At 43.5% G+C, this 13,624-nt stretch carries 16 protein-coding genes; 3 read left to right on the forward strand and 13 right to left on the reverse strand.

The window, feature by feature from the left end; all coding sequences use genetic code 11:
• Positions 1 to 3 precede the first annotated feature (3 nt).
• The 8 genes from dnaB to AOQ29_RS01940 form a co-directional block, all read right to left on the reverse strand.
• Entirely contained in the window at positions 4 to 1,482 is a 1,479-nt protein-coding gene (gene dnaB / locus AOQ29_RS01905) for a replicative DNA helicase (protein WP_061992860.1), read from the reverse strand.
• A 2-nt stretch (positions 1,483 to 1,484) separates the two neighbouring features.
• Complete coding sequence (gene rplI, locus AOQ29_RS01910) at positions 1,485 to 1,937, reverse strand: 50S ribosomal protein L9 (RefSeq protein WP_061992861.1); 453 nt, start codon at positions 1,935 to 1,937, stop codon at positions 1,485 to 1,487.
• An 81-nt stretch (positions 1,938 to 2,018) separates the two neighbouring features.
• Entirely contained in the window at positions 2,019 to 4,052 is a 2,034-nt protein-coding gene (locus AOQ29_RS01915) for a DHH family phosphoesterase (RefSeq protein ID WP_061992862.1), read from the reverse strand.
• 130 nt (positions 4,053 to 4,182) lie between these two features.
• Positions 4,183 to 4,446 carry a 30S ribosomal protein S18 gene (gene rpsR / locus AOQ29_RS01920; RefSeq protein WP_061992863.1) on the reverse strand — a complete coding sequence of 88 codons (264 nt, stop codon included), beginning with the start codon at positions 4,444 to 4,446 and terminating at the stop codon, positions 4,183 to 4,185.
• Between the two features lie 30 nt (positions 4,447 to 4,476).
• Positions 4,477 to 5,004, reverse strand: coding sequence for a single-stranded DNA-binding protein (gene ssb, locus AOQ29_RS01925; protein ID WP_061992864.1), 528 nt, complete (start codon positions 5,002 to 5,004; stop codon positions 4,477 to 4,479).
• A 31-nt stretch (positions 5,005 to 5,035) separates the two neighbouring features.
• Positions 5,036 to 5,332, reverse strand: a complete 297-nt coding sequence (gene rpsF / locus AOQ29_RS01930) for a 30S ribosomal protein S6 (RefSeq protein ID WP_061992865.1) — start codon at positions 5,330 to 5,332, stop codon at positions 5,036 to 5,038.
• Positions 5,333 to 5,516: 184 nt separating this feature from the next.
• Positions 5,517 to 6,893, reverse strand: a complete 1,377-nt coding sequence (locus tag AOQ29_RS01935; protein ID WP_061992866.1) for a Na+/H+ antiporter NhaC family protein — start codon at positions 6,891 to 6,893, stop codon at positions 5,517 to 5,519.
• Between the two features lie 6 nt (positions 6,894 to 6,899).
• Entirely contained in the window at positions 6,900 to 8,114 is a 1,215-nt protein-coding gene (locus AOQ29_RS01940) for an MDR family MFS transporter (RefSeq protein ID WP_061992867.1), read from the reverse strand.
• Positions 8,115 to 8,318: 204 nt separating this feature from the next.
• Between AOQ29_RS01940 and zwf the strand changes: the two genes are divergently transcribed.
• Positions 8,319 to 9,779: a glucose-6-phosphate dehydrogenase gene (gene zwf / locus AOQ29_RS01945; RefSeq protein WP_061992868.1), complete on the forward strand. Its 1,461-nt coding sequence runs from the start codon at positions 8,319 to 8,321 to the stop codon at positions 9,777 to 9,779.
• A 105-nt stretch (positions 9,780 to 9,884) separates the two neighbouring features.
• Here the strand turns inward: zwf and AOQ29_RS01950 are convergent, their stop codons facing one another.
• The 4 genes from AOQ29_RS01950 to AOQ29_RS01965 form a co-directional block, all read right to left on the reverse strand.
• Positions 9,885 to 10,091 carry a hypothetical protein gene (locus AOQ29_RS01950; RefSeq protein WP_061992869.1) on the reverse strand — a complete coding sequence of 69 codons (207 nt, stop codon included), beginning with the start codon at positions 10,089 to 10,091 and terminating at the stop codon, positions 9,885 to 9,887.
• 11 nt (positions 10,092 to 10,102) lie between these two features.
• Positions 10,103 to 10,798, reverse strand: a complete 696-nt coding sequence (locus AOQ29_RS01955) for an HD domain-containing protein (protein WP_061992870.1) — start codon at positions 10,796 to 10,798, stop codon at positions 10,103 to 10,105.
• Positions 10,795 to 11,094, reverse strand: a complete 300-nt coding sequence (locus tag AOQ29_RS01960; protein ID WP_061992871.1) for a helix-turn-helix domain-containing protein — start codon at positions 11,092 to 11,094, stop codon at positions 10,795 to 10,797. Before AOQ29_RS01960 ends, AOQ29_RS01955 begins: the two co-directional genes overlap by 4 nt.
• Positions 11,095 to 11,187: 93 nt before the next feature.
• Entirely contained in the window at positions 11,188 to 11,682 is a 495-nt protein-coding gene (locus AOQ29_RS01965; protein WP_061992872.1) for a DUF1440 domain-containing protein, read from the reverse strand.
• Positions 11,683 to 11,782: 100 nt separating this feature from the next.
• Here AOQ29_RS01965 and AOQ29_RS01970 point away from each other — a divergent pair, with 100 nt between their 5' ends.
• Together AOQ29_RS01970 and AOQ29_RS01975 are read left to right on the forward strand one after the other, a co-directional pair.
• Entirely contained in the window at positions 11,783 to 12,316 is a 534-nt protein-coding gene (locus AOQ29_RS01970; RefSeq protein WP_061992873.1) for a YbhB/YbcL family Raf kinase inhibitor-like protein, read from the forward strand.
• Between the two features lie 233 nt (positions 12,317 to 12,549).
• Positions 12,550 to 13,053 (forward strand): hypothetical protein, encoded by a 504-nt coding sequence (locus AOQ29_RS01975; protein ID WP_061992874.1) that lies wholly within the window; start codon positions 12,550 to 12,552, stop codon positions 13,051 to 13,053.
• Positions 13,054 to 13,191: 138 nt separating this feature from the next.
• Here the strand turns inward: AOQ29_RS01975 and AOQ29_RS01980 are convergent, their stop codons facing one another.
• Entirely contained in the window at positions 13,192 to 13,602 is a 411-nt protein-coding gene (locus AOQ29_RS01980) for a MarR family transcriptional regulator (RefSeq protein WP_061992875.1), read from the reverse strand.
• Positions 13,603 to 13,624: the final 22 nt, after the last annotated feature.

Consider the following 13,624-nt stretch of genomic DNA (forward strand, 5'->3'; position numbering starts at 1 on the left):
TAGTTACCAGCCCTGCGACATATCAGGCATTGAGTCAAAACCAGGACGGTCTTGACGGTAGCCCGCCGCCATATTGGAGAACTTAAAGGTCGGCTTATTAAACATCAATTCAGCTTTACCACGAGCTCCGGCACGATTTTTTTCAACCAAGACTTCAATTGGCACAACATCTTCTTCTTGACCACCATCTTGATCATCTTCTTCACCAGCCCGGTTCGGATGGTAATCATCACGGTACAAGAAAGCAACAATATCGGCATCTTGTTCGATCGAACCAGATTCACGCAAATCGGACAAAATTGGTCGTTGGTCTTGTCGTTGTTCGACACCACGAGAAAGCTGAGCCAGCGCAATAATCGGGGTATGCAGTTCTTTAGCTAGCTTTTTGATTGACCGCGAAATTTCAGAAACAGCTTGTTGACGGTTTTCATTATTCGATGATTCAATCAAACCTAAATAATCAATCATGACTAAGCCAAGTGGGTGTGGATTAGCAATTTGTTCTTCCTCAGACAGCTTAGCCTTTAAGTCCCGTTCCAACTTTCGGAGCTTGGCGGAAATTTGAGCCATGCGGATTCCCGGAGTATCATCCATATAAATCTGCATATTAGCTAAGGAAGAAATCGCCATCGTCAACGATTCCCAATCTTCTTCCTGCATATCGCCAGTAGTCAACTTCTGTGAATTAATCCCACCTTCAGCAGCAACCAACCGAGTGACCAAATCAACGGCACCCATTTCCAGAGAAAAGACAACAACTGGCTTCCCCTCTGTTTTAGCAGCATTTTTAGCAATATTCAAAACAAAGGCCGTTTTACCAACAGCGGGCCGGGCACCAATAACAATCATCTGGTCTTCCCGAAAGCCCTGCGTCAATTCATCGAGTTGTTCATAACCAGAAGCAATTCCAATAATTTTATTTTGATTTTCACTAGCTGCTTGTAAGTTTTCTTGAAATTCATTCAAAACATCTTTGATACGGCGCAAGTCGTCATCACCACGATTTTGAGCCAGCTTATCTAAGTCCCGACCTAAGTCTTCCAATAAATCACTAGCCGGTTCAGACCCATCATAAGCCAAGGTCATCGACTTCGTCAGCGTTTGAATCATTCGCCGCAATACTGCTTTTTCATGAACAATTTGGGCATAAAACTTTAAGTTTGCTGCTGAGGCCGTTGATTGTGAGATTTCAGATAGGTAGGCGACACCACCAACATTTTCCAACTGTCCCATTGCATTCAACTTATCCTGCAGCGTCAGCATATCAATTGGTCGTTCTTCTTCAACCAACAGTTGCATAGCGCGGAAAATTTCTTGGTGCCTTTGTCGGTAAAAATCACTTGGATCCAGAATTGCTTCCGCCGTCACGACCGCTGCATCAGAACTCATTTCAAAGAAAATAGCACCCAAGACTGCTCGCTCTGCAGCTTCATCATTGGGTGCCTGGCGATATTCATTTCCAGCGATTGAAACATCTGCCATTCTTAATCCTCACTCACATGCACACGTAAGTCAGCCATAACGTCACGATGAACCTTAACAGGGACCGTGGTAAAACCAAGTGAATGAATCGGTTGGTTCAAAGCTAACTTACGCTTATCAATCTTAACCTTATATTGGTCAGCCAAGGCAGCCACAATTTGTTTGGTAGAAACAGCACCAAAGAGGCGGCCATCAGTACCGGCTTTCCCCTTAATTTTGATAACTGTCTTTTCATCTTCCAAAAGGGCCTTTAATTTTTTGGCTTCAGCTAACTCTTCGGCCGCCAACTTATCTTCAGCCTTTTGCCGACCCTTAACCGCCCCGAGGTTCTTGCCCGTGGCCGGTTCAGCTTTCTTGTTTTTAATTAAAAAGTTATTGGCGTAGCCATCGGGAACATCTTTAATTTCGCCCTTCTTACCACGACCCTTAACGTCTTCTAAAAATACAACTTTCATCTGTGCCTCCTTGGGCTTGGTTAATGCCAAGCTAATTCTTTTCTAAATTTTACAGATTGGTAGCGCTCTTTGCAAAATAAATTATTCAGCTTCTTCTGCTTCTTGACCTTCAATTGCCTCTACCAACTTGGTATAAGCTTCCTGGGTTGTCACATCAGCCACTTGGGTAGCAGCATTGGACAAATGACCACCACCACCTAAGTCTTCCATCACGGTTTGAACGTTGAATTCACCATTTGACCGGGCCGAAATTCCAACCCGACCATCATCACGCTTTGTTAAAACAAAGGAAGCTTTCACACCTTCAATTTGCAAGAGTTCATCAGCTGCTTGGGCAGTGATAACATTTGCATAAACCGTTTCATTGTCACCGACGGCAATCGCCGATCCATCTTTAATTTCGGCCAAGTGAATCAGTTCAGCTCGAGCCTTAAAGTCTGAGAACTTCTCTTTTAAGAATGATTGGATCAATTCATTGTCCGCGCCATTGGCCCGCAAGTACGAAGCGGCATCAAAGGTTCGTGACCCAGTTCGCAAGACAAAGTTTTTGGTATCAACTTGGATTCCACCGAGCATGGCGGTTGCTTCCAATGCTGTGATTGGTGCACCCTTTTGGTTTTGATATTGCAAAAGTTCCGTGACCAATTCGGATGTTGAAGAAGCGTATGGTTCGATGTAGGTCAATAATGGTTTGGCCGGCAAACCATCCTCAGTTAACCGGTGATGGTCAATCACGACCACCCGTTCTTGCAAATCATGGAGCAAATCAACTGCCCCATCCAACATTTCCTTGGCATGGTCAACTAAAATCAACAACGATCGTTCTGTCGCAAAATCCAAGGCCTGCTTTTCAGTAATGATGGAGACGCCTAAATCACTACCCGGAACATCATCACCGCTTTGCTCAGAGCGAACTGTGGCAAGCAGAGATTGAATATCCGAAAAAATCTCGCTTTCATCAATCACAACATATGCTGGCTTCTTACGGGTTTGGCTAAAGCGCCAAAGCCCCATCGCTGAACCAACCGCATCCAAATCAGGACGCTTATGCCCAACAATGAAGACTTGGTCGGCCTGGTCGATTAATTCCGCAATCGTTTGCGAAATTACCCGAGCACGAACTCGGGTCCGCTTTTCCATCGGGTTGGTTGTCCCACCGTAAAAACGAGCTCGTGATTCTTCGGCCTTTACGACCACTTGGTCCCCACCGCGGCCAAGGGCCAAATCAAGGTTAGTTTGGGCTAGCTGAACAAGTGAATTAATGTCTTGTTCACCATAAGCAATTCCCATCGACAATGTCAGTGGTGAATTCTTTTGGGCGGTGCCTTCACGAACTGACTTAACCACTGAAAACTTATCATCCTCAGCCTTAACCAAATCCTGTTGGTAACCTAATAATAGGTAGGTAACTGGTGATAGTCGTCGGACATACAGGCCATATTTTTTAGCCCAATCGGTCAATTGACCAGTAACGTCTGTCCTCAACTTCGAAGTTTCAGAATCAGGCATTCCTTCCGTCACTTCTTCATAGTTATCAACTGAAACCAAACCGGTTACCAAGCGGTGATCAGCCAATTCGGTACCGAGGGCAACGCTTTCGCTGGCGTCAAGGAGATAAATGACCCCCAAGTCTTCCTGATAGGCCAAATCAAAAGAACGATTTAACCAAGAAAATCGATTTTGTTGCGCTGAATCATAGTTTTTAACGGCAAAAGCTAAATCCGAGCCAACTTCAACCAAATTCTCACCAATGACATCTTCATCAGCCAGCAAGGCCTGCAAATAAGGGTTAACCCAGACAATCCGTTCACCCTGGCCAAGCAAAATAATACCAAGCGGCATATCAATAATCGCCTCTTGCTGACTCACTTTGACTCGGTAGGTTAATTCCTCCAAATAGGATTCATTAGATTGGCTAGCTTGAATCAACTCCTTAACCATTTCGGCTAAGAAGACAAGCAAGAGCACAACCCAGATGATGCCAATGACCCAATTCCAGAGGAGGGCTAAGATAATTGAGATTGTTGAAACAATCAAAACCCCAATTGAACCAGTCACGAAGGTTTTATTTTGTTGATAACGAGCTAAAGCCCGTAAATTCGAGAAAGTTTTCATAAATGCCTCATTGCTTTTATCGTTCTTTCGTATCATTTTCTATTTTACCATAAGACCGGTCCAGCAAATCATAGCTCTTTCAATGCAAATAAAAAAAACCAAGACGGAAGTCTTGGTTTCAACCTAGTCATTAGTCTTCAGTGACGAATGGCATCAAGGCCATGATACGGGCACGCTTGATAGCGGCCGTAACCTTGCGTTGGTTCTTTGCTGAAGTTCCAGTCACACGACGGGGCAAAATCTTACCACGTTCTGAGATGAAACGTTCCAACAATTCAGTGTTCTTGTAATCCACGTATTCGATGTGGTTGGCTGCAATAAAGTCAACCTTCCGACGACGACGAGGTCCACCTTGTGGGCGACGACGTTGTGGACGTGCGTTTTGTTCAGGCATAATGAATCTCCTTTCAATTAGAAGTAAAAATTAAAATGGCAAATCATCGTCAGAAATATCAATTTCTGAGTTATTGTTCGCGGCAAATGGGTTAGCATTTTGACCGTTATTACCATTTTGTTGATTGTTATTTTGGTTTGCATTCGCAAAAGGATCGGCGCTACCAAAGTTTTGGCTATTACCACCAAAGTCCTGACCTTGTCCTGACCCGTTTTGGGCCCGACGACGGTCTGAATCAGCCTTTGACTCCAATAAGGAGAAGTTATCAACTGAAACTTCAGTCACGTAAACGCGTTGCCCGGCATTATTTTCATAATTCCGAGTTTGCAACCGACCTTCGATTGCGACTTGGGCACCCTTACCGGTAAAGTTGGCAAAGTTTTCAGCAGCCTTCCGCCAGATTACGGCGTTAATAAAGTCTGCTTCACGGTCCCCGTTGGCATTTGTAAAGTTCCGGTTCACTGCAAGAGTGAAGGAACCTACCGCTACACCCGATTGAGTATAACGCAATTCCACATCACGGGTTAACCGTCCAATTAAAACAACTCGATTAATCATCTTTTAGGTCCTTTCCCGGTGGAATTGAAATTTATTCAGCGTCAATCTTGACAACCATTTGACGCAAGATATCAGATGAAATCTTTGCCAAACGATCGAATTCGTTAGCAGCTTCGTTTGAGTCAGCAGTGAAGTTTACCACGTGGTAAGTTCCTTCACGGTAACCAGCGATTTCGTAAGCGAAACGACGGTTTGCCCAGTCAGCTGACTTTTCAACGTTCGCTCCGTTGTCAGCCAAGATCTTGTCAAAGCGTTCAACGAGCGCCTTTTTTGCATCTGCTTCCATGTCAGGGCGAATAATGTATGTTAATTCGTATGCTGTAGCCATGTATTTTTTCCTCCTTTTGGTCTCTGGCAGCCAAATAGCTGCAAGGAGTGCGTGCATCCTGTGCACTCACATCCATTTACTATACTAAATTCAACCAGGTTTTGCAAGTATTTCCGCTTTTTTCCACCGATAACCAATTTGACGAAAAAAAGCCGGAAAAAACCGACTTTAATTTTAAAATTAATTACTTAGCTTCGGCTGCATCTTGCGATGCTTGGCGCAAACCAATTCCCGTCAAAGCTGAAAGCAATGAAAAGACTGGTGAAAATAAGGCTAAGAAAGTAAAGGGTACAAAGGATAGGACGGAAACGTGCAAGGTCTGACTAGCAAATGCTCCAGCGACACCCCATGGAACCAAATAATTGGCAATGGCCCCAGAATCTTCCATCGACCGTGACAATGCCAAGGGTGAGAGACCAAAACGCTGGTAATCTTCTTTAAAAATTTGACCAGGCAACATTACTGATAGGTATTGTTCCCCAACCAAAAAGTTGGTCGAAATACCAGTTAACAAAGTTGCAAAGACAATTGATTTTTGACTGTGTAAATGAGCGACGATTGGCTCCATCACTCGACGCAAAATTCCTAGGTTTGAAAGCAAGCCCCCTAAAGCCAAGGCGAGCATAATCAGCATGATCGTTTCCATCATTGCCGTCATACCACCCCGGTCCAAAAGAGCCATCAGAGTCTTGTTAGTCGATGTTGTTTTGTAACCATTGACCACCAAGTTGGCCCACTTCGTCAAAGAGTGTCCTGACAAAAGATAATAACCTGTGTTAACCACGACGTTGATTAACAAGGAAGGAATCGCTGGAATTTTCGCAATGGCTGAAACCAAAATCAAAGCAATCGGCACAATGGCCCACCAAGTTGGGTGGAGCAGTGAAGTCACTGCTGCCGTCTTAGCTGAAATCCCAGCCGAATGGTGGGATGAAAAGCCAAAGAAGAAAGCTAAAATCAAAGTCACCGCCATCGCTGGTAGTGTGGTCCACATCAAATTCTTCAAGTGAGCAAAAAGGTCTGTCCCAGAAACAGCGGCTGCCAGGTTGGTTGAATCGGCTAACGGTGAACTTTTGTCACCAAAGATAGCACCAGAAATCACCATCCCAGCCACCAGAGCTGGGTTAAAACCAAGGGCTGTTCCAACTCCCATTAAGGCTACTCCGACCGTTGACATCGTTGTAAAGGCAGAGCCAATCATCGTTCCAACCAAGGCCGAAGTTAGTAAGGCCGTTGGCAAAAACCAAGCTGGGTTAATTAATTTAAACCCAAGCCAGATCATGGTTGGAATGACACCCGTTCCCAACCAAAGAGCAATCATTGAACCGATTAATAAAAACAAAAATAAGGGAGCAATCCCTGCTTCAATCCCTTTAATCAAGGCTGCTTGTGAGTCTTGAAAGGTTACGCCCGCTAAGCGCATTACTAAAATGATCCAGGCAATTGCCACCAAGAGTGGTGCTATTGGTGCTAAACCTAAACCAATGATTCCGCCAGCCAAAATCAAAATAACGCCGACTAACAAGCCGACGGCTAGCGTTCTATTTACTTCACGTTGCATAAAAAACTATTCCTTCTTCTTCCGGGCAACAAATAACAAACCCATATTTGCTAAAATCATAGCAATAAAAACTGATAAAAATAGTGGATTAAACCAGCCATGGTCTAACATAATACCACCGTATAAGGGCCCAAACATTCTTCCAATCGAAATCATAATACTAACAAAGCCTTGTGCTTGTCCTGATACTTCTTTCGGCGTTAGTTGAGCCACCCACGCTGGAACCTGAGGTGAAGACAACATTTCTCCGACTGTTAACAATTCAAAGACAAGGACAATTTGCCAAAATTGATTAACAAAAAGCATCAATATGAACGATGAGGCAAAAACAAAGCCACCAGTAATAACTGAAAGACGATACGGATGTTTATTAGCCCAAGTTGAAATTATCTTTTGAAAAGCGATAATTGTCAAGCCGTTAACAACCCATAAGTCAGCATAATGACGAGTTGAAATGCCAATTGTCCGCAAATGAGGGGCCATAACCGTCTCCCATAACATATAGGAAAGGTAGATCACAAAGAGGAAGGCAGCCAGCCACCATAATAATGGGGTCATTTTAAATTTAGCAGGTTCACTGACAGCTTCCTGGTCCCGACTAGTAATAGGTTGTGCATGCTCTTCCTCAACCAGCTGTGGCTCGTAGCTTGGTTGAATATCTGTTTCAACATTAAAGACAAAGGCAACAATTACCGTCAACAGTAAGAAGAGAACCGCTGCAATCAGCATTAACCAACTGAAACCATAGTCAAAGAGATAACCAACAGCCAGAGTTCCAATAACAACACCAATGTTTAAAACGATGTACATATTATTGAAAATAACTCGGGTATTTTTGCCAGTCACAGTCGTTGCATAGGCATTTAATAAGGTATTGACCGATCCAATTCCAAAGGAGGCCGTCATCATCAAAAAGGCAAAAACCGGCCAGCCGTTAAAGAAGAAGAGGACAATTAATGAAAAAAGCGCAATCAAGCTGGCTCCAATCAATGACGGATACGGGCGCCAACGGTCAAAAAGCTTACCAGCAATGTAGGCTCCTAAAATATTCATCAGGGAAGTAAATAAAATCACGACACCAGACATGGTTAAATCTTGCCCCAATGAAATTGTCATGTGTAGGGTTGTAACTGGCCAAATCATGGCATTACCCGTATTAGCAATCAGGTTAGCGGTTAAGAGCCACCGTTCTGATAATCTTTTATTTTGCTTGACTTGCATCGGTCACCTCCATATTTTCCAAGTATAGCATGAATACTCTTTAATGTTCTATCCGCCCACTCTCATTAGCTGCATTTATGTAAGTGCTTTCTTTGTTTTAAACACTGGCTTTCTCAGGAATCAATTTCTATGAATTCCCCGTGTATTTTTACTTCATTTCCGTTATACTAAGAGCGAACGTAAAAACAGATAAAGGGGATTCTTATGGTTGCAGAACTTAAAACCTTAGTCACTTTCTTTGGCGCTACTGGTGATTTAGCCAAGCGCTTGCTTTACCCATCAGTCTTTAATTTATACAAAAAAGGCTATTTGGCTGAACAATTTGCCGTGGTCGGGACGGCCCGCCAAGATTTGTCAGATGACGAATTTCAAGCCTTGGTAACCGCCTCAATCCAAGAGGGTCAAGACCAACAACAAGTGGCCGACTTCGTTGCCCACTTTTCATATAAGGCTTCCGACGTCACAGACGCTGCTGGCTACGTTGGCTTGAAAGACACCATTGAAGCAGCTGCCAAAAAGTTCGATGTTCAAGGCAACCGAATCTTTTACATGTCTGTTGCCCCACGTTTCTTCGGAACAATTGCTAAGTTCTTGAAGTCAGAAGGCTTGCTTGCTGACCAAGGCTACAACCGAATTATGATTGAAAAGCCTTTCGGAACTTCATACGAAACTGCCGAAAAGCTCCAAAACGAATTAACTGAAGCCTTCGATGAAGACCAAGTTTACCGTATTGACCACTTCTTAGGTAAGGAAATGGTGCTAAACATTGCACCTTTGCGTTTTGGAAACCCATTGGTTAACTCAGCCTGGAACAAGGACTACATCAAAAACGTCCAAGTTACTTTGGCCGAAACCCTTGGTGTTGAAGAACGGGCCGGTTACTACGATACTGCCGGAGCCCTGCTCGACATGATCCAAAACCACACGATGCAAATCATCGGTTGGTTGGCCATGGAAGAACCAAAGGACTTCTCTGACGTTGCCATCCGTGACGCCAAGAACGCTGCCTTTTCTGCCTTGGAAATCTACGACGAAGCCGGTGTTAACCGTTACTTCGTCCGCGGTCAATACGGGGCTGGTCAAACTGCTGGTCACATCGCTTATAACCAAGAACCAGATGTTCCAGCCGACTCAAAGACCAACACTTACATCGCTGGTGAATTACACTTCAAGATGCCTCGTTGGGAAGGTGTTCCCTTCTACGTCCGCTCTGGTAAGCGCATGACACAAAAGACTACTCGGATCGATGTTGTCTTCAAGGCTGGTGCCTTCTCATTCGGTTCAGCACAAGAGCCACAAGAAACAGTTCTTTCAATCGTCGTTTCACCAGACGAACGCATCGAATGGTCATTGAATGCTAAGGAAGTTTCTGACAACTTTAACACGCAAACCATCGACTTGAACTGGGCACCAACTGCCGAACAAAAGGCCATGACACCTGCTCCTTACGAACGGATGTTGCATGACGCCATGGATGGTAACGGTTCAAACTTCGCCGACTGGCATGGTGTTGCCACAGCTTGGAAGTTCACGGATGCCATTTCAAAGGTTTACGCCGACGATAAAGCACCGCTCGAAACTTACGAATCTGATACCATGGGTCCTCAGGCAGCTGATGATCTTTTGGCTAAGAATGGTGACGCCTGGGTTTTCCGTGGTGAATAATTAATTTCATAAAGTAGTACCGCCAATGACGGTATTTCTGCCTCGAGAATTGTGATTCTCGAGGTTTTTTTGCGCAAAAAAAGCTTGGCTAATAGCCAAGCTTTTTCATGATTTCTGCTGTTTATACTTTTTATACATTTCAGCGGAAAAATAAAAGATAATCGATATTCCAATGATTCCTAATGAATTCGTTACATATTCCCAAAAATCATAGGCATGGTTAGTTAACAAATCAAAGGTTCCCATAATCACAAATTGGAAGAAAACATAAGAACAATCGATTAGTAAATAATGCTTCATCCGCGTTTTCATTGAATAGTCTCCTATTGAATCCGAAAAGCCGGGTCAGACAAGGCCCCGGTTTCTTTTTGGAACTCTACTAAAAAAGTTTCCATAAAGGCTGTTCGGCGTTGCCCCTCTTGCCGGCCGGCGGGGGTGTTCATTTGCCCTGCCAATTTTAATAATTTTTCGTAAAAATGGTTAATCGTGGTCGTTTTGTGTGACCGGTACTGGTCCTTGTTTTGCAAAGAGACGGGTGGTAGGTCGGGATCATACATCGGATGACCAACCTTGCCGCCATAGGCAAAGGTCCGGGCAATCCCAATGGCACCAAGGGCTTCAAGCCGGTCAGCATCCTGAACATATTGCCCAAGGTCGGTTAGCTGATAGTGTTCGCGCAAATTAGCTGAATACGATAGGTGCAAGATTGTATCTACCACCAAGTCTTGCTGGTCACCCTTTAAACCTGACTGGCTTAACAGTTGTTTCACTCGGACAAGTTGCCCCTCAACATCGGCAACAACCTTATCATCAATCGTATCGTGCAAGTAAGCAGCTGCTTCGATGGCGGCACGGTCTTCGACTTGAATCTGTCCCTGATCTTGCAAATAAAGGTCGACTGCTAAGCGAGCAACTTGGTCAGCATGCAAAAAATCATGTCCCGAAACATCCGCTCCTAGGCACCGCTTAGAAAATTCTCGAATTGCTGTAATATCTACCACTTTTGATACTCCGTTCATTGATGACCCTTAGTTCGAATTTTTAAGCGCAATAATAGGTCTTCCATTGTCCAGCCATATAAATAGCAAAAAGATAATAAAATTGCTAAATCTGGCATCATCTTCCCTGATTCATACTTTGAAACAGCACTTTGACAAATGTGTAAGGCATCCGCCACTTCAGCTTGAGTTAAACAAGCTTTTTTCCGCCCTTGCCGGATTTCTCGTGCAATTGACTGTTGAAAGTACTCCCGCCATTCTAAATCACGAATCAAACGGGTTAGTTCCTGGGGTGGCCGCCAGTCAAAATTAGTCATGATTACGTCCTCCAATTGGTGAGCGTAAACAAAACATTTTAAATTAATTTCCTACTGCTATTTTAGCTAAAAATCACTGCAATTTCATTAGATTTAAAAATATATCACTGAAACTGGTAACCCAACTGCAACTAAATAAACTGCCCAACCAAAAAAGAGATAACCACTCATTTCGACTGCTAATTCAGGCAGAGACCGTCGCCAGAAAACCGGCACGACTTGAAAAAGCGGTAAAAAGATCAAATCAACAACAATCCAAATAATCAGCCCATACATTGTTCCCAAACCATGTGTTAAATTCCCATCAGCGTTAGCACCAAAGACAAAAATAACTGCAACAATAATGGAATAAACATAGTAGGTCAGCGACTGCAACAAAGGCATCCCCTGACCACCAGCTAGTGACAATCTACGATTGATTGTTCTTTTAGAAAAACCAAAAATTGCCAAAAAATTAGCAATAGGACTTTGCTCATGGACTTGTAGACTATGAACTGGTAAGGTTGCCGACCAGCCCAAGCGAGCCGCTCCCCCTAAAATTCCAGCTAAAACACCAACCCAAATCGAATTAAATATGACGTGCGACATGTTGATTTTCCTCTCTAATAAATTCAGTCTAATCATACCATTTTGCCCAGTTGAATAGGAATGCTATAATACAGAAAAAAAGATGATTGGAGTCACAATTATGAAGATATCCGTGACCACAGAAAACGGCTACTTACCCGCTGCCTATAGTAAATTTGCGGCAGACCAAGATAAGGTCGGGCGCTACCCAGTTCAGTCCTTTCCCTTTGAGGTCGATGACCTACCAGCCGACACAAAATTTTTAGCCTGGGCTTATATTGATTTTGATTCTGTTCCCGTCATGGGTTTCCCTTGGATTCATTGGTTAGCAGCTAATTTCCCCGTCACTGGGGAAAATGCTAAGGTGCCTGCCAACTTGTCAAAGGCAACAACACTTGGCGGTTCTTCCTTTATTCAAGGAGAAAACTCAACCTACTCTCGCTACATTACTGAAGATGTCGCTGAATTAAAGCAGGCCTACATTGGTCCAGTGCCCCCAGACAAGGACCATCGTTATACCTTAACCGTCTTTGCGTGTGCGGCTGAATTACCATTAACTGCCGGTTTCTTTTTAAATGATTTACACCACCTAGCAACTGACCGCCCCGACCTCATTTTGGCTGAAACCAGCATCGATATCTTAGCCCAAGCCTAGGATTGTAATCGATTAACTCAGAAAGTTTAAAATTTAGTGGTTTTTTCTTTAAGAAAGTTTAAACACACACCCTCTTCTTAGCAATTTGGTATATGATTACTTTTGGACAGATCTTGTCCTCGACTTAGTCGAACAGGGTCATACTTTACTTTTCACAAAACTGAACGGAATCAGAAATTTAATTTTTTATTCCTGAATTTCGCAACCTAAGATATATATTGGAGGATTGTCTGTTGAAAATTAAACGCGAAAACATGAAGGATTATTATACCTTTGGGTCCACCGCCGAATTAACACTCTTTTTAGGGATTGATCGCGAAGTCCTCTTTCAACGTGCTAAGTTACGTGGGATTGAATTAAACGGTACCTACACTGAAGAAGATTTAACCGCCCTAAAGCCAGCCAAAGAGTCGGCTTTGGCCGATTTGAATATCGACAGTGAAGCTGAAATCGAAATCCTCAAGATGCGCCTTGAGATGCTAGAATCTCAACTCGGTTTTAAAGACCAGCAACTTGATGATCGTAAGCAACATATCGAAACTTTAAAATCAACACTGACCAAGGCCGAACAAAATTTGGAAAAAACCCAAACAACTGTCGACCAACAACAACACTTGCAAATGGCAACCCTTTCTCAGCTTGATAAGGTGACCTCTCGGGTCCAACGAATCGAGATGGAAGGCGACCAAAAAAAGCATTGGTGGTCAAAAAATAAAAAAGATAAGCCAGAAGACTAGACGCTGGCATTTGCCGGTTTGGCAACCAATGATTCGATGATATTATTCTGCTAACTACTTTAACTTAAGTGCTCACAAAAGTTTTATTAGTCCCAAAAAGCCTGGAAGGCTAGCCTTCCAGGCTTTTTATGTTGAATATTATTCTAATTGGGATAAATACTTCTGAGCTAGCTTTTCCATCGCGCCCTGCCAGTCACCATCGGCCGCTGCAAAGTATTGGTTAAGAGTAGCTTCTTGGTCTTGACCAACTTCTTGGTTCAATTTCTGACCTGCTTTGGTTAAGTGAAGGTACTTAATCCGCTTGTCGACTTCCGATTGTTGTTCATCAACCAAGCCACGGTCTTGTAAGTCTCGGATAGCCACATTAGCAGCCTGCTTAGAGATACCGAGTAAAATCAAAATCTTTTTAATATTAATATCATCCAAGGCCGAAACAATGAAGAGAATTCGGTGTTGGTTCTTCGTTAACCCGTACTCTCCAAGGTCTACCAAGCCAGAAAATTCTTGGTAGGCGAAAAAAATTGTGGCTAATTTGGGGTCGATTTGCATAATAATTCTCCTTTTTAGGTCA

The organism is Fructobacillus ficulneus, assembly GCF_001047075.2.
Lineage (GTDB): Bacteria > Bacillota > Bacilli > Lactobacillales > Lactobacillaceae > Fructobacillus > Fructobacillus ficulneus.